Genomic DNA, 17,491 nt, shown 5'->3' on the forward strand with positions numbered 1-17,491 from the left:
TTCGATGAGAAACGAGCCACCTAATTGTTCATTCACATATCGTCACCGCCCATCGGTAGACATATGACTTCGAAACCCACAGCGTAGCGTGTGCTAGAGACGATGCTCTCACGCCGTCAACGCATCGCGCGTCGGTCACTCTCCACCTCCCGTGCTCACCCGGCAAATCGAACGCCGGTCACAGCACGGGGGGTGGTGGCGTGAGCCGTCACCGAAGCCTCGTTCTCTTCGTCGCGGCCGCGGTGCTGTTCGGCACCTCGTTCGTCGGCATCAAAGCCGCTATCGACGTCGTGCCGCCCGTGTTGTTCGCGGCGTTCCGCGTCGATGTGGCCGCTATCGTGCTTTTGAGTCTCGTCTTCGTCCGCGGCGGCTACTGGCGACCGCGGAGTCGCGCCGATGTGTTCGGCATCCTCGCCAGCGGCGCGTTCGTCCTCGGCGCGAACAACGTGCTTCTCTTTCTCGGCCAGCAACACGCGACGACCGGTGCCGCGGCCGTCATGTACAGTCTCATGCCCGTCGTCTCGCCGGTGTTCGCCGTGCTCCTCCTCGACGACGAACGCATCTCGGCACTCGACGCCGTCGGGATTCTGCTCGGACTGGTCGGCGTCGTCGTCATCGTCGGGCCGGAGAGCGTCCTCGGCGGCGGCAACGTCGGGCAGGCGCTCGTCGTCGGGTCGGCACTCTCGGTGGCGTTCGGAACCGTTCTCCTCGACCGCGTCGGTCCCGATATCGGCACGCTCCCGCTAACCGCGTGGGCGATGGCAGTCGCCGCCGTCGGCATCCACGTCGCCAGCCTCGGTCTCGGCGAATCGCCCGCACAGGTGGCGTGGTCACCGACTGTCGTCGCCGCGATTCTCTACGTGGGGATGCCCGCGACGGCGGCCGCCTACCCGGTGTATTTCGCACTGCTCGCGGAGGCGGGCCCGGTCCGCGGCAATCTCGTCGCCTACGCGATGCCAATCGTCGCAACCATCACCGGATGGGCGTTCCTCGGTGAATCGATTTCGGCGGCAACCGTACTCGGATTCGGAGTCATCGTCACCGGGTTCGTGTTCGTTCAACGCGAGAGCGTGGCCAAGGTTGTTGGGACGGCAACGAAGCGCCCCGCCGAAGCGGAGTGAGAAAAGCGCACGAGGGAGGGCCGAGGAGACCGTTTCGGGGAGCGAAAGACACGAAAGACCGGATTACGCCGCGACACGCCGCCGAACCGCGACGACAACATCGACGAGAACCTCTTTTTTCATCATGGCGAAGCCGACGAAGATAGCGCCGAAGCCGACGAGCGCCATTGTGTCGATGGCGTGACCGAGGAGGACCCAACTCATGAGTGCCGCGACGACGGGTTCGACGTAGCCGATGAGGTTGAGTTCCGTCGGGCCGAGGCGGTCTAGCAGTTCGAAGTAGAGGAGGAACGCTACCGCGCCGGAGACGAGCGTCAGGTAGAGGAACGACGCGATTCCAGTCGGTGCCCACTCGATGGCGGAAAGCGACTCCCCACGGAACAGCGCCCAGACGTGGAGGATGACGCCGCCGCCGAGCATCGTCCACGCCTGCATGGACTGGACCGGTAGGTCGGTGCGGAGCGGACGGGTGAGGACCGCGCCGAGGGCGAACGAGACAGCACCGAAGAAGATGAGAACCATGCCGAGGCCCTGCGCCGAGTCGAGAATTCCGGTGCCGGGGTTGGCGACGAGAACGACACCGGCGAAGCCGGAGAGAAGGCCCAAGACGCCCGACGTGCCGAGCGACTGGTTCGAGAGAATTGCCGCGGCGAAGACGGCGGTGAGGATAGGCGAGAGGCTAATGATAATCGAGGCGACGGCACCGGGGACGTGGTTCTGGCCGAGATAGAGCAGGCCGTGATAGGCGGCGATGATGAACACCGCACCGATGGCCGTCGCAAGCAGTTCGTCTCTGGTTCGTGGTCGCCAACGGTCGGTCGAGTACACGGCGTACGCTAACATCACGAGCCCGGCGAGTTCGTAGCGGACCGCCGCAAAGGTCAGCGTCGGGAAGAACTCCAAGCCGACCTCGATGGCGACGAACGACGTGCCCCACATCGCCGCGAGGGCGACGAACAGCAGGGGAGTCGTCGGAATATTTCTCCAAGTGGTTCGCGTCATAGTCGAATCTACTCCAACATCCGACCGGCGTGTTGTTAAATCCTTCTACAATAGAAACAGAATTAGTTGAATCTTTCATTGAGTAATACCATATTTACTGGATTTGACTTCACATAAATCGTTAAAATCTGAGTGCGTGCGTCGTGGTGGCGAATACGGGTGACAGAACAAGGACTTAGGTCTCCGCCTGCGCCCAGTGTAGGTATGGACGAACGCGACGTGCGCCTGTTGAAGGCCATCGCGGACCTCGGGACGGGCAGTCCCGAGAAGCTACACGAAGCGACCGACATCCCGGTATCGACCATCCACTACCGGTTGAACAACCTGAAAGACGACGGCGTCATCGAAAACGACCTCTACGACATCGACCTCGAAGCGTTCGGTCTCGGCGTCACCGTCGTCATCGAGGTGTTGGCCGACTACAGCGGCTCTTACGAGGGCGTCGGCAACAAACTGCTGGAGATAGAAGGCGTCACCCAACTGTATTTCACGATGGGTGAGACGGACTTCATCGTCGTGGCCCACCTCGCCGACTCCGATCGCGTCGAGCGTCTCATCAGCGACTTCGAGGCGATACCGGAAGTCGAGCGAACGAACTCCACATTCGTCATCTCGACGATGCGCGACAGCCACAGGGCGCTACAGAGCTACACGTTGGAGACGTTGCTAGACGAGTTGGGTATCGAGAGCTGAACGCCGCCATTGGGATTACCTGCCCGCGTCGCGTAGAGATTCGTATGTCGGACTCCGTGCGAACGTGGCTCGTCGAACGGACGTATTCGGACGACGAACAGAATATCATCATCCTCGTATACGCGACGCCGGACGGAACGCGGTACCACCGAAAAGAGCGGTCGATAACGAGCTTCGAATCCGATATTCGAGACACGTACGCCGCACTCGACGTCGATTCGGACGCGCTGGGCCGCGTCACCGACGAAGAGACACGAGAGGCCTACGCCGCGGCGGCACAGGAGATGGCTGAGACCCACGACCCGACGGATACCGTCTGAGGCGAGACGACGGCTGAGAGCAATCGGAGAGCAACTGGTCAGTTGGCCGGTGGGTGGGAGATTCGGTGAGTCGGCAGTTCAGCGGGTGAGCAAGTCGTCAAATGGGCGGCTGGCGGGCTGGCGAGTCGCAGTTTTCGGGTCGATAACTAACCACGGGCCTGATGTCCGGCCATCCAGTAAGTCGGCGAAAAGTGGGCCACTCAGTCGGCCGATGCGAGCGGCAGTTCGATGACGACGACCGAGCCAGTCGGTTCGTTGTCCTCGAAGTGGACCGTTCCGCCGAACGAACTGACGAGTTCGTTGACGAGGTAGAGTCCGAGACCGGTGCCGGTGCTGTCGAGTCCTTTCTCGCCTTTGCCGAAGACGACCGGTTTCCTGCTGTCTGGAATGCCAGAGCCGTCGTCGGCAATGCGGATGACGACGGATTCTGCGTCCTCGTCAACCGTCGCCGAGAGCGTGACGGTGATGTGGCCCTCGTTGTGCTGGGCGGCGTTGTTGAAGATGTTGCCGAACACCGACGCGAGAAGCGGGTTCGCCCGTACCGCGACGTCCGGAATCTCACCTTCGACCTCGAACGTGGCGTTCGGAAACGCCTCGCGCCGGACGGCGAGTTCACGCTGCAGGGAGTCTGCGAGCGGGAGCGGCCGCGTATCGACCGTGTCGCCGCTCATCGTCTCGATGAGGTCGCGGGCGACTTCGGTTATCTCGATGGTGTGCCGCCCCGTCGAGAGGATGCGCGAGAGGATGTCCGAAGCTTCGTCGTCAACGTGTTCTTCGAGCAACTCCGCCCATCCGACGATGACGGACATATCGTTTCGGATGTCGTGGCGGACGATGCGGTTCAGCGCCTCCAGTTCGGCGTTTGCTCGCTCTAACTCCCGTTCGCGGCTTCGTCGGGTCGTTACGTCCTGAATCGTCCCCCTGAGAGCCGCGACGCGACCGTTTCGGATGACCGGTTCGCCACGGGTTCGAACCCACAGTTCCGTGCCCTCGTCGGTCACGATTCGAAATTCATCTTCCCATGCGATGCCTTCGTTGCGACAGCGATCTACCAGTTTGGTCGCCCGCTCTCGGTCTTCTTCGACGTAGAATCCGAGTGCGTCGTCCAGCGAGGGTTCGTAATCGAGTGGGACGTCGTGGATTCGTTTCGTCTGGTCGGTCCATTCGAGCGACTCCGTTACGAGGTCGAGTTCCCAGCCGCCGACCTTCGAGATGCGCTGTGTCCGCTCCAAGAAATCACGACTGCGTTCGAGTTCGCGCTCGCGTTCTTTCTGTTCTGCGAGGTCCTGAAAGACGATGACGGACCGGTCATCGACGAGCGAGGTGATAGAGAGTCGAACGGGAACGGCCGCGCCGTCAGGCGTTCGAACCGTTACCTCGCCTTGCCACCGGCCGACGGTTTCGAGTGCGGTGATGACTGACTCGTTGATTCGGTCGGCCTCTGTCTCGTCGTGCAGTTCGTGCCACGAGACGCCGACCATCGACGCGGCGTCCGGGTAGCCGCAGATGTTCGCCCCCGTCTCGTTGACATAGACGTGCGTTCCGCCCTCGGTGAGCGCGACACCGGCATCGACGGCATCGACCGCCCGCTTGAACGCTTCGAGGTCGCGTTTTCGCTTTCGTTCCTCCGTCACGTCCTCGATAGTCGAAACGAGCCGACGGCCGCCCGAAAGTTCGGCGACTGTGAGGCTCACCCGAATCCAGACGGTCTCTCCCGCGGTCGTCTCCATCGGCCACGTGAACGTGTTACTCCCAGTTTCGCGGGCCGTCTTGACCTCGGCAGTGGCGCGCTCGGCGGTGTAGCCGGGGAAGTTGGCGGTCACGTCCGACGGGGCGGTTTCGAGCATCGTCTCGCGGTCGGCACCGAGAAGGTCGAGATACCGCTGGTTGATGTCGATGAGTTCGAGCGTATCGAGGTCGCGGACCGCAAGCCCGACGTTGACGGCCTCGAATAACTCTCGGTGGTCGAGCGACCCGACGGTGTTTCGCGCGGCACCGTAGACGACGTGCCCGAGATTTTCGATGTCGGTTGCTGACGGATTCGACCGTTCGAACGAGACGAGCGGCACGCCGTCGGACCGCAACGTGCGGATAATCGGCTGACGCATCTCGTTCATCACGTGCGTCGAGACGACGAGGCAGTCCACACGAGACAGTTCGAGTTCCGAATAGGCGGTGTCGATACTGTCCGTCGTCGAGACCCGAACGTCGGTCGTCGTACCGCCGACTGCATCGGGGAGTGCCTCGGCGAGGCGTTCACGCACGGACTGGTTCTCGCTGACGACGAGAACGTTCAGCCGACCAGACATACCGGATTGTGGACTTCGAAGTTGAAGTATGAACCGGCGGGACGTCGCCTCGGCCGGGGCGAACAGCGTCGTCTCGGGTCCGACTAAGATTCCAAACTCGACACCCACCTCGACGACAGATTCGAACGTCTACCGGGGGCTGAAACCGGTGTTAGAAAACGGAAATCGCCCTAAATTGGGACGACGTACTAGCTACTGAGGGGCGGCAATCGCTCCCTCGGTGATTCCAATGACGACGACAAATTCGACACGGCTCGCCGGTATCGTACTGCTCGCGGTAGCCGCGCTGTTCGTGTTTCCGGTCCTCCTCGGAATGTCCGGGTTCTTCGGCGCGGGACCAATGGGCTGGGGCGGCGGCTGGATGCACGACACGTGGATGCACGGTGGAGGCGGCGGAAGCGCCGTCCCGTGGTGGATGTGGGGAACGGGTCTTGTCGGCCAACTGCTCCTCATCGCAGTGCTCGTCGGCGGCGGCGTCCTGCTCTTTCGAGCGGTGGGTGGGGACGGAACCCGCGGCGATGAAGCACTCGCCGAACTGCGTAGCGCCTACGCCCGCGGCGACATCGACGACGAGGAGTTCGACCGACGGCGCGAACGCCTCGAACGCGACTGAGACCCCGGTATCCTCTCGAACAACCGACTTACTCGTCGAAGTCGGGGCGCAGATTGTTGCAGGCGAAACGAAGGGGTTCGAGACGAAGTGGGGAGGTCGAGGGGAGAAAGATGGGTTCAAAGAGAGAAAACGAGTTCGAGGAGAAAGGGAAGTCGGTTCGAAGAGCGGAACACAGATTCGAAGGGAACAGACCGTGAACTACCGAGCGAGTCGAAGTCAAGGGCGAGTGATTCATCCGGAACAGCTATCAATGTTTAGGCCAACCTAAATATATGGGTTCGGAGTCACAGAACGGTGGTCTCATTTCGGTTCTGCGGCAGTTCAAGCCGAAGCGGACGCGGATTCGGGTGGCCGCGTGCGTCGCCGCAAGCCGGTCGCTAACGGAGTCTTCCGACGACGAGACCGGCAAGGAACAAGAAGAAGAGATAGAGTAGAAGAGGAGTAGAGTAAGAATAAGAGGAAAAAGAGGAGGGTACCAGAAGCGAGCGCTTCGGCGCGGCGCGACGGAGTGAGCGCGGTGTCAGTCAGATTTCCGCGACGGTTCCGAGGTCGGGTGCGGTAGCCTCGTACCCGTCTGCCGCCAATTCCTCGGCGAACGCTCCACAGCGGTCGCCGTGGTTGACGAAGACGGGAGCGTCGCGGTACTCGTCGAGGAACGAACGAAGCCCGTGTTTGTCGGCGTGCGCGGAGAAGTCGTACATCTCGGCGCGTGCGGCGACCGGCACGACGCCGCCGTTGAGTTCACACCGGCCGCGTTCGACCAGTTCGCGTCCGGGCGTCCCTTCGACTTGGTAGCCGGTGAGACAGATTTTGTTCGTCGGGTCCTGCCGAATCTCGGGAATGTAGGTCATCGCCGGCCCGCCCGAAAGCATCCCGCTCGTAGTGACGATAACCGAATTTTGCCGGGCGATACGGCGTCGTTGACCGTCGCGTCCCGAGACGATTCGAGCGTTCGATTTCGCCCGCTTGAGCGCGTCCGAATCGCGGACGTAGTCGGGGTGATTGCGGAGCATCTGGAGGACATGCGTGCCCATGCCATCGACGTAACAGTCGATGTCGTGCGCGTCAAGCACCATAAGAATCTCCTGTGTGCGTCCGATGGCGAAGGCGGGAACCACGACCGTTCCGCCCTGCCAAATCGTGGTCTGCACCGACTCGATGAACCGCTTTTCGACCGTCGCGCGGTCGTCGTGTTCCACGTCAGAGTACGTGGATTCGCAGATAACGACGTCGGCGTCCGGCCGGTCGGTCGTGCCCGAGACCAATCGCTGGTCGTCGGTGTGGAAGTCGGCCGTATAGAGCAGTCTCGTCTCGCCGTCATCGATGAGGACGTGCGCGCTTCCGGGGATGTGACCCGCGTTGTAGAAGGTGACTTCGTGACCGGCGGCGGTGAAGGTCTCGCCGTAGTCGTGCGGGTCCGACTGTTGGGTCATCCGCTGGATGTGCGTCTCGGTGAACGGGCAGTCGTAGGTGCCGCCGTGCAGATTCAGGGTGTCTCGCGCGAGTGTGAGCGCGAGTTCGTACGTCGGCGGCGTCCAGTGGACTGCCGGCCACTCGGCACCGGAGAGAAGCGAGGGGACCGTCCCGACGTGGTCGAGGTGGCCGTGAGAGACGACGACGGCGTCGGGTTCGACAGTGCCGACGGGGAACTGCGGCGGATTGCCGGTCAGCATCCCGTAATCGAGAAGCAGTGAGTCGTTGACGAGAATCGCACTGCGCCCGACCTCCCCGGCCCCGCCGAGGAACTGGAGTTGCATTGGAGAGACGTACCGACTGGAGGGGCTTTTGCTCGTCGGTCCGGGTGGCGAGAGCGACGCGAACGCCCGCGACGACACTCGACGCTTTTGTTCGCCGCCCGCGTTATAGACTGTATGTCCGACCCGCCGCTCGACCGACTCGTCTCGACGCTTCACGAACACCTCGCCGCGACGGCGACGCGCCCCGTCCGCGAGGACGCGAGTAGATGGCTCGGCGAAGCCGAAGCGGTCGTGTCCGACCTCGACGCCGGGCCGCTCCCGGAAGCGACCGTCGTGAAACGGCGTCTCGGCCACGTCGAACACCTGCTTTCGAACGTCGAGGCGACAGAAGACGCCGACGCTGACGAACACGTTGCCGCGGCGCGCGAGGCGCTTTGGGACGCGCTCGCGGCGCTCGACTGACGAAGGACTGCGGCGATTCGGTCGGGTGTCGGGTGTCGAAGGCAAACACCGAGAACGGATGCGCGACCGGATACGGACGGCAGACGGGTTAGTTCGAGAACCAGTCTTTCGCCGTCGAAGCGAGAATCGAGAAGTCTTCGAGCTTCAACATCTGGAACATGGCGAGCGGGTTCCCGTCGTTCGCGGCGTTCAACCGCTCCTGTGGGATTCTGTGGAGGTCTTCGAGGAACGTGTCGTACCGCTCGTTGGACGCGCGGTAGAGCATCTCGGTCATGAACAGCCGGTTTTTCGCCTTGGGCGCGACGCGGTCGTGCCAGAGGCGGTCGTAGATAGCGAGTTCGGACGCGGAGGTGTCGCGCTCGCTGTGGGTGAGCACGCGGTCTGCGGTCGCGGCCGCGACCCGGCCGGAGCGCATGCACTTGTCGATGCCCTCGCCCCACAGTGGGTCCACGGTCGGGACGGTGTCACCGATAGCCATGAAGTTATCCGTGCTCATGCTTCCGGGCAGTTGGATGTGCGCCGAGCCGCGGTGTTGTTTGCCTGCGATACGCGATGCGTTCTCGAAGCGCGGGTCGGTGTCAACCCAGTACTGGAGGTAGTCATCGACCGTAAACCCGGACCGGGCGTTCTGTCTGTGACCCTCGTTTTGGATGTAACAGACGCCAACTTTCGCGGTGTCCTCGCCGGTGTGGAAAATCCACGAGTAACCGCCGGGGGCCATGTTGTGGTCGAGACGAAGCATCATCGAATCGCGGAGGTCGGCGTAGCCGTCGGGGTTCAAATCGAGACCTTCGAACTCGTATTCGATGCCGATAGCCTGTTTTTTCCGTTTGAGGGTGCACACGTCGAGCGCCTTCGCAAGGGGCGCGCTCGGGCCGGTCGCGTCGATGATGATGTCGGCGTACACTTCTTCGTCGCCGTTGTACCGAACGCCGACGATTTCACCGCCTTCCATCACCGGCTTGGAGACGCGGGCGTCGAAGCGGTACTCCGCGCCGTCCGCTCTGGACTCGTCTACCAACCAGTTTTTGAAGTCCGCGAACTCCAAGACGGCACCGGGTTGGTGTCGCTGGAAGTGGTTATTCGGCGACTCCAAGATGACGTCGTCGGTGAAGTTCATCACGACTTCGTCGGGGACGTTGAACGAAGCCATCGTGGACGGGAACGTCCCGGCGGTCGATTTGTTGCTCCGCGAGGGGAATTCGTCCTCGGACTCGGTTTCGAGAACGCAAACGTCGTAGCCGCGAGCCGCGAGGTCTCGTGCCGCTTGTCCACCCGCAGGACCCGCACCAGCGATAATCACGTCGTATGTATCTGTCATTGTAAAGTAGGCATCACCGGTAGTCTTGTTCGTACACGCGTTACCCACCCTTTCTGAAACAAGCGTGTAATCTGCTTTGGTTTTGGACGGTCACCGATGCCGACTCGTGCGCCGATAGTATAGGAGTGTTTACAACTTCGTACACAGCCCATCGCATGACGACGTTCGACCGAGCGTGTACAGACGTACAATCGCTACTACAGTTCTCCCAGAAGCAACAAAATAGAGGAGAGATAGAACGACACGGGTCCTAACACAACGAGTGAGTGAAGCGCGGGGACGATGCGGTCGCAGAGAACAGACCTACGGCTCCGGAATGCGCCGCACCTGAAACTCGCGGTAACCGCCGTAGGCGGCTTCGAGCGCGCCGAGCCACCAGTTCCAGCGCGTCGCGGGACCGCCTTCGGGCGCGTCGCGCATGTTCCGGACGATTTCGTCTTCCGTCAGCGGTGCGCCGCGGTCGCGTTTAGCTTGTTCCGAATCGACGAGGTCGCGGGCTTGTCGCGCGACGACCTGTCGCTCGGCCTCCGTGCCGCCGAACTCGACGAGGGCGTCCCGAAACGACTCCTCGTCGAACGAGGTGTGAGGGCTGTCGTTCCGATCAGTGGGGATCACACGCTACCTACGGGTGCTGTCACAAAGAAGGGCTCGGCCGATTGATTCGGTTGTGCTAGCGTCGAATCTGTCGATATCGGCGCCTTCGACGGCTTATTCTGCTTCCTCGGTTGGCCGTTCTGGCTGTGTGATTGTCCGTAGTACACGGTCGTCTTGACTGCCTGACCGTCCGCATCGGTTGGTCGTTCGAACTGCTTGACTACCGCATTGCCTGACCGTCCGCAGTTCCTGGCTGTTGGTACCCCGTTGCCGACCGCACTGTTATTCGTTCCACCACTCGCTTCGACGCTCGCTGTACGTGGCGTTTCGGAACGGGTCGGGTTTGTCCTCGTCGTCCTCCGCGCCGAGATAGTGGGCGAACCAGTAGCCGACGTGCCACCCGACGGCGTCGGTATCGAGGTCAACGAGGACGATTCGGAGGCCGCCGTAGGTCTCAAGTGCTCCGTCCCCGTCGGGGTCGTAGCCGCTCGCGGCGGCACACGAGGCCGCCCCCCGCACACACGGTGAGGTCTCGGCGAACGAGATTCTGACTTCCGCCTCATCAGGGTCGGAAACGTAGGTGAACGTGACGTTGTCGGGCATTCCGGGCGCGCCGTCAGTGTAGTAGTCGAGCGCGTTCCGAACCTGGTCGCGTGCCGCGTCGGTGTCGGCCGCGCCCGTGTCGTTCACATAGACGGTAAACGAGGAGTCGTCCCACGGGAACGCCTTGTCGGTGGCGTTCGTCCGCGGAAGCGTGTAGAGGATGCTCGTCGCGTTCATGAGTTCGGCGGGTTCGTCGTCGTGGTCGAGACCGAGCGTGTGACCCAGTTCGTGTTCGATGACCTCGGCCGTCGAACGGTCGCCGAATCCGGTTCGGACGTAGACGGTTTCCGGTCGGTCGATTTGTCTGCGGTCGGTGATGTACGGCGCACAGCCGGCGGCGTCGGCCTGTCCGCTACACTCCGGGATGTCGTCGGAAAAGCGAACCACGAGGTCCGGGTTTCGGGCGTCGGCATCGACTTCGTAGTCGATTTCGTAGCCGAGATACCGCGCGTCGTTTGCCTCCCAGAACGCCGCCGCCTCGCTCACGAGCGACGCGTACTCTCGGTCGTCGCCCTCGGGGACTTCTACGGCTATGACGACCGGGTCGGACCCCCACGGCCCGAAGCCAGACGCTGGCGTGGTCGTTGGCGTCGGTTCGGGCGTTGGTGCTGGCGTCGTCGGCTCCGGCGTTGTCGTCGGCGCTGGCGTAGCAGTCGTCGGCGCTGGCGGTGTGTCCTGCGCCGTAGTCGTCGGCTCGGCCGTCGCGGTGGCAGGCGTCTGTCCCTCCGCTGTCGTCGGCGTTGCTGTCGTAGTCGTCCGCCCATCTTCGGTCGGGGAAAGCGGCGCGGTACAGCCGGCGAGAACCACGAGGAGGACGACGAAAACCGAGACGCCACGCATACTATTTGAGGGGCGACGAATCGGTAAGAAGGTTTGTTCGCGGGAGTCGAAGCGGCGTGAGAGTGAGACCAGCCGTGAAGATAGACCCAGCCGTGGAGTGTAAGAGTGAGAACAAACGCGAGCGTCTCGAACCGCGAGTGCGGCGGCTCGACGATTGAAAGCGGCTGAGAGGAGTAAGCCCCCTTCTGTTCGTCCCAGCATTCGGCTTAGCGTCCGCGTCCTTCTCGGGGCGAACCCCGAGGGCACGCCGGGCGAACCCGACGCGCCGTCCGAACTACCTTCGCGGCGCGGACTTGCACCGGTGAGGATTCGCCGTTCCACCCATTCTCGACCGTCCATCCTCTGCGGGTTATCTCCCTCCCCTTACGGGTCGGTTCGCGCGCGGACGGCGAAACCGTCCGCGCCGGCGACGGCGGAGCCGTCGCGCGCGCATCATCGGTCGGGTCGAGCGGTCTCGTTTCTGTTCCAGCGCCAGCCGTCTCCGACTCCGGGCTTGCGCCCGGTCACCTGTTCAGACGGTGGGGGGACTTTCCTCATACCCGAAACCGGGCACGGGAACTGGGCTCTCTCTGCCGACGTACTCTAGCCCCGTCCCTCAGATAAGCGGTTCGATTACCCCAGTCGAACGCGAGGTTTTCGACCTGTTAGATACTGGTTAATTTACGTAACAGCTGAATAACAGTCGAGGGAAGCGTTGAAGTCACCGTGGAACTTGAATGGTAATATGTCCGAGGCGCAGACCGTACACCTCACCTACGAGGATGGGGCGCGGGCGGTCGAACTAGCGCGGGAATCCGTCGAATCGTACGTTCTTCATGGGCAGAGAGAACAACCGGGCAGTATGCGGGACGCATTCTACGCACGAACTGGGGCGTTCGTGCGCGTCAAATCGACACGGGGGCGTGGGCGACTTCGCGGATGCGCGGGGGCCTATCGCGGCAAAGACCAACTCGGTCACGCCATCGTCGATGCGGCCATCAAAGCCGCGTCTGGCGACTCGTGTCAAACAGAAATCGAAGCACCCGAACTCCCGAACCTGAATATCTCCGTTTGTATCGTCAACGAATACACGTTGACGAACGACCCACTTTCTGACATCGAACTCGGAAAACACGGGGTCGCCATCGACGCCGGCGGAGAACACGGCTGGATGTACCCAACGATTCCGGTCGAACTCGGCTGGTCCAAAGAACAGTTCCTGACGAACGCCTGCCGAAAGGCCGGTCTGTCGCCGCTTGCGTGGCAGAAAGAAGATACGATGATTACGCTCTTCGAGGGGCAAGTGTTCCGCGAGCGCGAAGACGGCGGGAGCGTCGAAGCGCTGTAGCCCGGCGACGAGAAGAGCGACTCCTTCATGCGACCATCGTCACACGCCCAGAGAGGCGTCGCTCTGTCCGCCACAGTTCGAATGAAGGGCGGTGGTGAAAGTGAGAGGTGAGAGGTGGGGGATGAAGTGAGAAGTATGAGTAGAGTAGTTTCAGAGAGCAGAGCGCGTAGAAAGCGAACGGAGTGAGGAAAAAGCGGCGAACGTCCGTTACTCGGCTCCGAACCCGACGTTCGCGGCGTCCTCGCGCGCCCTCGCCGCGGCCGCGTCGAGGTCGAAGTCGCGGACGACTTCGCCGTCACGAATCAGCGGTTCGAGCAGTGGTTCGCCGTCGGCCGGTGCGTCTGTGCCGCGGAGACCGACGTGGTGGCCGCCGTCTTCGGTTCGGTAGACCGCTTTGACGCCCGAGAGTTTCCCACGCTTCGCCGCTGGTTCACCGTCTACTTCGACGATGTCGAGCGCGAAATCGACCGGGTTGGCGTTCGAGATGTAACCGCCGACGCCGAACCCTTCGACGACGTCGCGGAGAGTTCGAAGTTCGGTCGGGCCGAGACCGCCGCTCACGAAGATGCCGACATCCTCGTGGCCGCGGGCGTCCAGTTCCCAGCGAACCTCGCGGACGATGTGGCGGAAGTCGCCACGCCGAGACGAGGTGGTGTCGAGACGGACGCTATCGAGGCGGTCGCCGAGCGTTTCGACCGCGAGGAGGACTTCTTCGGTCTCGTCGCCGTAGGTGTCACAGAGCGTAACGCGAGGCACGTCCTCCGGAACCGCCTCGTCGAACGCCTGAAACGCCTCGGCTTGGTTGCCGCGGCCGAAGGAGATGAGAAGCGCGTGCGGCATCGTCCCCGAGGCTTCCTTGCCGAGAATTTCGCCGGCGGCGACGTGCGAAAAGCCGTCGAGACCGGCGACGAGCGCGCTCCGTTCGACCATCGCGGCAATCGAGGGGTGAACGTGGCGCGCGCCGAACGAAAACACCGTCGAGTCGGGGGCGGCGGTTCGGGTTTCGAGCGCGGCCGTGGCACAGCCGGACGCGTGCGAGAGGAAGCCGAGAAGAGAGGTCTCAAACCGGGCGAATTCGAGGTAGTCGCCCTCGATTCGCATCACCGGACCGCCGTCGAACAGGAGGCCCTCGCGCATGGCGTCAACGTCGATGTCGCGCCCGGAGAGGAGCGCCGCGGCGTCTTTCACACCAGCGAACACCTCGTAGTTCCCGTCCGGGAACTGGTCCGCCGTCACCTCGGCGACGACGCGAGGGTTCCGCCCCGCGTGCTTGAGAGTGGCCTCGGTCCGCTGGAAGTAGGCGTCGGTCGCAACGCCCTCACGGATGGCTTCGGGACCGACGATGTCGAATTCGCTCATTGCCCGAGGTTCCGCCCGCCCGATGAAAAAGGTGTATAATCGTTTGCTAACGTCGAAGAGAGATGGTCTTCAACAGGCCGTGCCGGCCCGGTCAGCAAACGAGAACGTCGGGAGGATAGGGCGTGGGAGAAAGCGAGTCGTACGGGACCACCGTGACATCCTCGGAGGCGTCGTCTACCGGGAACCGATCAAACGAGCGCGAGGGCGACGAGAGCGAACAGCCCGGTTCGACGAGACGGACGCAGAACTGTCAGGTTTGAGCTAAGTATCTTCTACTCCCGCGCGTGTACGTCGTCCAGTTCTTCGACCGTCGGCGCGTTCACGATAGTCACTGTCTCACCCCGTCGGGTCACGCGGTAGGCGTCGGCGAAGGGACCGTCATCGACGACGTAGGTGTCTTCCGCGACCAGTCGTGCGCCGAGTCTGAGTTTGAGCGTTCGGGTCAGATACGCCGACTCGAACTGTCTGGCGTCCGTTTCCGTGTCCCAGACCGTCTTCCAGACGTAGCCGCGGGCGTGGGGGTTCGAATCGGCTTCGGCGTCCGAGGCCGGGCGGTACGGGACCACGAGGTCGCCGGACCATCCCGTGGCGGGGCCGGCGGTATAGTTGTACGCGGAGTACGCTCCGGGGTCGTCTCGAAGCTTGTCGCGGTCGATAGCCCTATGCTTCCAGAACATCGTGAAGATGGACGCTTCGCCGACTGTATCACCCACCGGGTCGGTGTCGTATCGCGTCCACGCGGCGGACGACCGGTCTTCGATAGTCACCTCGACCGGCTTCTCGTCGGGGTAGTCCCTCGGGTGGAGAATCTGCTCTGTCGAGACTGGCCGGTCTGCGTAGGCGTCGTTGACCGCGGCCCAACCCCCGCGCTCGCGGAGCGTGTAGACGAACGTCGGTCCCTCGCTGTAGGGCGTGTAGATGGTCAAAAAGACCGGATAGTCAACAGCGCCACTGCCGGACCCGCTTCCACCCGGGCGGGGAACGCACTCCCAATCGGCGGCACATCGCTCCTCGTAGAGGCGGTCAACGTAGCGAGCGTCGCCTTCGACGAGACCGTTTTCGGCGAGTTGTCCGTCCTGCGTGGGTGGCGTCTCGTCGAGTCCGAACTGCTGGTCTTGCAACGCGTGGTGGAGTTCGTGAGCGAGCGTCCGGCGGTTGATAGTCGGCGACTCGCCGTTGCTGATGAGAACGATTCGGTCCTCCGAAGGCGAGTAGTAGCCGAGGACCGACCCGCCGTAGAGTTCGTCGAACACGTCTTCGATGGTGCGGTCTTCGCCGACCAACAGGAGGGCTTCCCACACTTGGTCGTTCCAGTCGGCGTAGAACGGGTCCGACTCGTCTTCGGATTGATTGCGGTACTCGGCGCGGGAGATGACCTCGACCGGAACTGGTTCTGTGAACTCCAGTTCGCGGATGACCTCGACGCGCGCCATCGTGCGGGCGACGAACGCCTCGCGCTCTGTCGCGTTCAGGCCGTCAGACTGGTTGACCGCGATAGACTCATTGTGCCAGTAGCCGGCCTCCCAGCCGAGTCTGTCGGTCGGCGGGTCGGCGGGCCACGACCAGTCTGCGGACCCGTCTGCGGTCGAATCCGCGTCTGCATCCGGGTTTGCGACCGGTGCGGCGCACCCGGCGACGACGAGCAAGAGCGCGGAAAAGAGCGCGGCGAGTCGAGGGCGATGCATAGAAGAGAGTGGTGCGGCGACGGAAAAAGCGTCACGGAGGGTTGGGTGGGTCGCAGAGCGCTCAGGAGGCGAGACTCGGCCGAATCTCGTTGACGTCGGCGGGCGTTGGCCCGTTGACGATGACGACGCGGTCACCTGTGCGGACGACCCGGAAGGCGTCGTTGAACTCGCCGTCTTCGATGACGTGGATGTCGCCTGCCTGTGTTTCGGCCCCGTTCGCGTCGAGGATGTTCTCGTACGCGTCAGTGAACTCGCGGGCGTCGCCCCCCGAGTCCCACTTGGTCACCCAGACGTAGCCGTATTCGGATTCCGACCCGTCCTCGTTTCGGTACGGGAAGAGGCGGTCGTTACCCCAGCCACTCGACGGGACCGCCTCGTAGTTGTAGGTGTCGTAGGACGAGTCGGTGTCCGTGACGGACCGCACGCGGACGGTGCGTGCGCCGCTCTCTCTGGCCTGATACCAGAACATGGAGAACATCGACGCCTCACCGACCGTGTCGGAACCATCGACGCCGAACTCGGGGAAGGTCGTCCAGCCGTTCGTCCCCTCGTCTTCGAATTCGATCGGTTTCGGCGTGTCGTTGGTCAGGTGAATCGTCTGCTCGGTGGAGACCGGCGGGTTTCTGAGCGCGTCGTTGACGGTCTCCCAGCCGCCCCGTTCGTACAGGTCGTTGGCGTACACCGGCCCGTCGGAGTACGGTTGGAAAATGGTGAGCAGGATGCCGAAGTTCGGTCCACCGCCGGAACCGGAGCCACCGGAACCGCCCGCAGAGGGCGTGGCAACACACTCCCAGTTGCCGGCGTCGCACTGTTCGACGTACCGCAGTTCGACGAGTTTCGCGTCGCCTTCGACGATGCCATCGGTAGCGAGGTCTGCATCTTGGGTTTTCCCGCGGTAGCGCCGGTCAGTCAGGTCGAAATGCTGGTCCTGAAGCGCGTGGTGCAGTTCGTGAATCAGAGTCGCGTTGTCGATTGTCGGCGCGCCGGTCGAGTCGGTGACAATCTTGATTTCGTCGTCCGACGGGGAGTAAAAGCCAGCGACGGAACTACCGGTTGTCTCGGAGATCGCGTCGGAACTGCCTTCGGACTCGCCGGTGATAAAGAGTGCTTCCCACACTTGGTCGTTCCAGCGGTTGTACTCGGAGTTCGAAGCTCCCGAGCCACCGGCGTTGCCGCTCCGATACTCCTCGCGGGAGATGACCTCGACCGGGACCGACTCTTGGAATTCGAGTTCGCGCACGGCTTCGACGCGGGCCATCGCACGGCTGACGTAGGCGTCGAGTTCGGTGTCGTTCAGGCCGTCAGACTGATCGACCGCGATGGATTCGTCGTACCAGTAGCCGTCTTCCCACCCGAGCACGTCTTCGTCGGGGTCGTCGAATCCGGTTCGGTCAGGGTCAGGTGTTAAAGCGGGTGCCGTGTCGCCGTCACCCGCACCGGGAATCGCCGTTGGAGCGGCGCACCCGGCGAGAACCAGGAGAACAGCAACGAAAACGGCACGGAGACCAATCGTTCGCATACCGTATGGTTAGGCTCCGGCGTGAA

16 protein-coding genes and 1 other RNA gene are annotated in these 17,491 nt (G+C 62.8%); 7 read left to right on the forward strand and 10 right to left on the reverse strand.

Annotated elements, in window-relative coordinates; translation table 11 throughout:
- Positions 1-200 precede the first annotated feature (200 nt).
- A complete protein-coding gene (locus C440_RS12315; RefSeq protein ID WP_008320822.1) occupies positions 201-1,121 on the forward strand; it encodes a DMT family transporter in 921 nt (306 codons plus the stop codon).
- A 63-nt stretch (positions 1,122-1,184) separates the two neighbouring features.
- On the opposite strand, the gene C440_RS12320 is transcribed toward C440_RS12315, so the two are convergent.
- Positions 1,185-2,123 (reverse strand): DMT family transporter, encoded by a 939-nt coding sequence (locus C440_RS12320; protein ID WP_008320823.1) that lies wholly within the window; start codon positions 2,121-2,123, stop codon positions 1,185-1,187.
- Positions 2,124-2,327: 204 nt separating this feature from the next.
- Here C440_RS12320 and C440_RS12325 point away from each other — a divergent pair, with 204 nt between their 5' ends.
- Positions 2,328-2,816: an Lrp/AsnC family transcriptional regulator gene (locus C440_RS12325; protein WP_008320824.1), complete on the forward strand. Its 489-nt coding sequence runs from the start codon at positions 2,328-2,330 to the stop codon at positions 2,814-2,816.
- A 44-nt stretch (positions 2,817-2,860) separates the two neighbouring features.
- Positions 2,861-3,136 carry a hypothetical protein gene (locus C440_RS12330; RefSeq protein ID WP_008320825.1) on the forward strand — a complete coding sequence of 92 codons (276 nt, stop codon included), beginning with the start codon at positions 2,861-2,863 and terminating at the stop codon, positions 3,134-3,136.
- Between the two features lie 200 nt (positions 3,137-3,336).
- Here C440_RS12330 and C440_RS12335 read toward each other — a convergent pair whose 3' ends face one another.
- The gene (locus C440_RS12335; RefSeq protein ID WP_049915820.1) at positions 3,337-5,445 is read right to left on the reverse strand and encodes a PAS domain S-box protein; all 2,109 of its coding nucleotides are present in this window, start codon (positions 5,443-5,445) and stop codon (positions 3,337-3,339) included.
- A gap of 229 nt (positions 5,446-5,674) precedes the next feature.
- Between C440_RS12335 and C440_RS12340 the strand changes: the two genes are divergently transcribed.
- Positions 5,675-6,058 carry an SHOCT domain-containing protein gene (locus tag C440_RS12340; RefSeq protein WP_008320827.1) on the forward strand — a complete coding sequence of 128 codons (384 nt, stop codon included), beginning with the start codon at positions 5,675-5,677 and terminating at the stop codon, positions 6,056-6,058.
- 272 nt (positions 6,059-6,330) lie between these two features.
- Positions 6,331-6,492, forward strand: a complete 162-nt coding sequence (locus C440_RS17825) for a hypothetical protein (protein ID WP_169317794.1) — start codon at positions 6,331-6,333, stop codon at positions 6,490-6,492.
- Between the two features lie 90 nt (positions 6,493-6,582).
- On the opposite strand, the gene C440_RS12345 is transcribed toward C440_RS17825, so the two are convergent.
- On the reverse strand, positions 6,583-7,815 hold the full coding sequence (locus C440_RS12345) for an MBL fold metallo-hydrolase (RefSeq protein WP_008320828.1): 1,233 nt from the start codon (positions 7,813-7,815) through the stop codon (positions 6,583-6,585).
- Between the two features lie 114 nt (positions 7,816-7,929).
- On the opposite strand from C440_RS12345, the gene C440_RS12350 reads away from it, so the two are divergent.
- Positions 7,930-8,217, forward strand: a complete 288-nt coding sequence (locus C440_RS12350) for a hypothetical protein (protein WP_008320829.1) — start codon at positions 7,930-7,932, stop codon at positions 8,215-8,217.
- 88 nt (positions 8,218-8,305) lie between these two features.
- Here the strand turns inward: C440_RS12350 and C440_RS12355 are convergent, their stop codons facing one another.
- The 4 genes from C440_RS12355 to rnpB all read right to left on the reverse strand — a co-directional run bounded on the left by C440_RS12355 (position 8,306) and on the right by rnpB (position 12,149).
- The gene (locus C440_RS12355) at positions 8,306-9,538 is read right to left on the reverse strand and encodes a digeranylgeranylglycerophospholipid reductase (RefSeq protein ID WP_008320830.1); all 1,233 of its coding nucleotides are present in this window, start codon (positions 9,536-9,538) and stop codon (positions 8,306-8,308) included.
- Positions 9,539-9,841: 303 nt separating this feature from the next.
- Entirely contained in the window at positions 9,842-10,153 is a 312-nt protein-coding gene (locus C440_RS12360) for a hypothetical protein (protein WP_008320831.1), read from the reverse strand.
- Positions 10,154-10,414: 261 nt separating this feature from the next.
- Complete coding sequence (locus tag C440_RS12365) at positions 10,415-11,575, reverse strand: zinc metalloprotease (RefSeq protein ID WP_008320832.1); 1,161 nt, start codon at positions 11,573-11,575, stop codon at positions 10,415-10,417.
- 162 nt (positions 11,576-11,737) lie between these two features.
- An RNA gene (gene rnpB / locus C440_RS12585) (RNase P RNA component) lies at positions 11,738-12,149 on the reverse strand.
- A 150-nt stretch (positions 12,150-12,299) separates the two neighbouring features.
- Between rnpB and C440_RS12370 the strand changes: the two genes are divergently transcribed.
- On the forward strand, positions 12,300-12,902 hold the full coding sequence (locus tag C440_RS12370) for a TIGR00296 family protein (RefSeq protein ID WP_008320833.1): 603 nt from the start codon (positions 12,300-12,302) through the stop codon (positions 12,900-12,902).
- A gap of 207 nt (positions 12,903-13,109) precedes the next feature.
- Here the strand turns inward: C440_RS12370 and C440_RS12375 are convergent, their stop codons facing one another.
- The 3 genes from C440_RS12375 to C440_RS12385 all read right to left on the reverse strand — a co-directional run bounded on the left by C440_RS12375 (position 13,110) and on the right by C440_RS12385 (position 17,465).
- On the reverse strand, positions 13,110-14,261 hold the full coding sequence (locus C440_RS12375; protein ID WP_008320834.1) for a nicotinate phosphoribosyltransferase: 1,152 nt from the start codon (positions 14,259-14,261) through the stop codon (positions 13,110-13,112).
- Between the two features lie 272 nt (positions 14,262-14,533).
- Positions 14,534-15,946: an Hvo_1808 family surface protein gene (locus tag C440_RS12380; RefSeq protein ID WP_008320835.1), complete on the reverse strand. Its 1,413-nt coding sequence runs from the start codon at positions 15,944-15,946 to the stop codon at positions 14,534-14,536.
- Positions 15,947-16,007: 61 nt separating this feature from the next.
- The gene (locus tag C440_RS12385) at positions 16,008-17,465 is read right to left on the reverse strand and encodes an Hvo_1808 family surface protein (protein WP_008320836.1); all 1,458 of its coding nucleotides are present in this window, start codon (positions 17,463-17,465) and stop codon (positions 16,008-16,010) included.
- Between the last annotated feature and the right edge of the window lie 26 nt (positions 17,466-17,491).

Origin of the sequence: Haloferax mucosum ATCC BAA-1512 (assembly GCF_000337815.1) — an archaeon.
GTDB lineage: Archaea > Halobacteriota > Halobacteria > Halobacteriales > Haloferacaceae > Haloferax > Haloferax mucosum.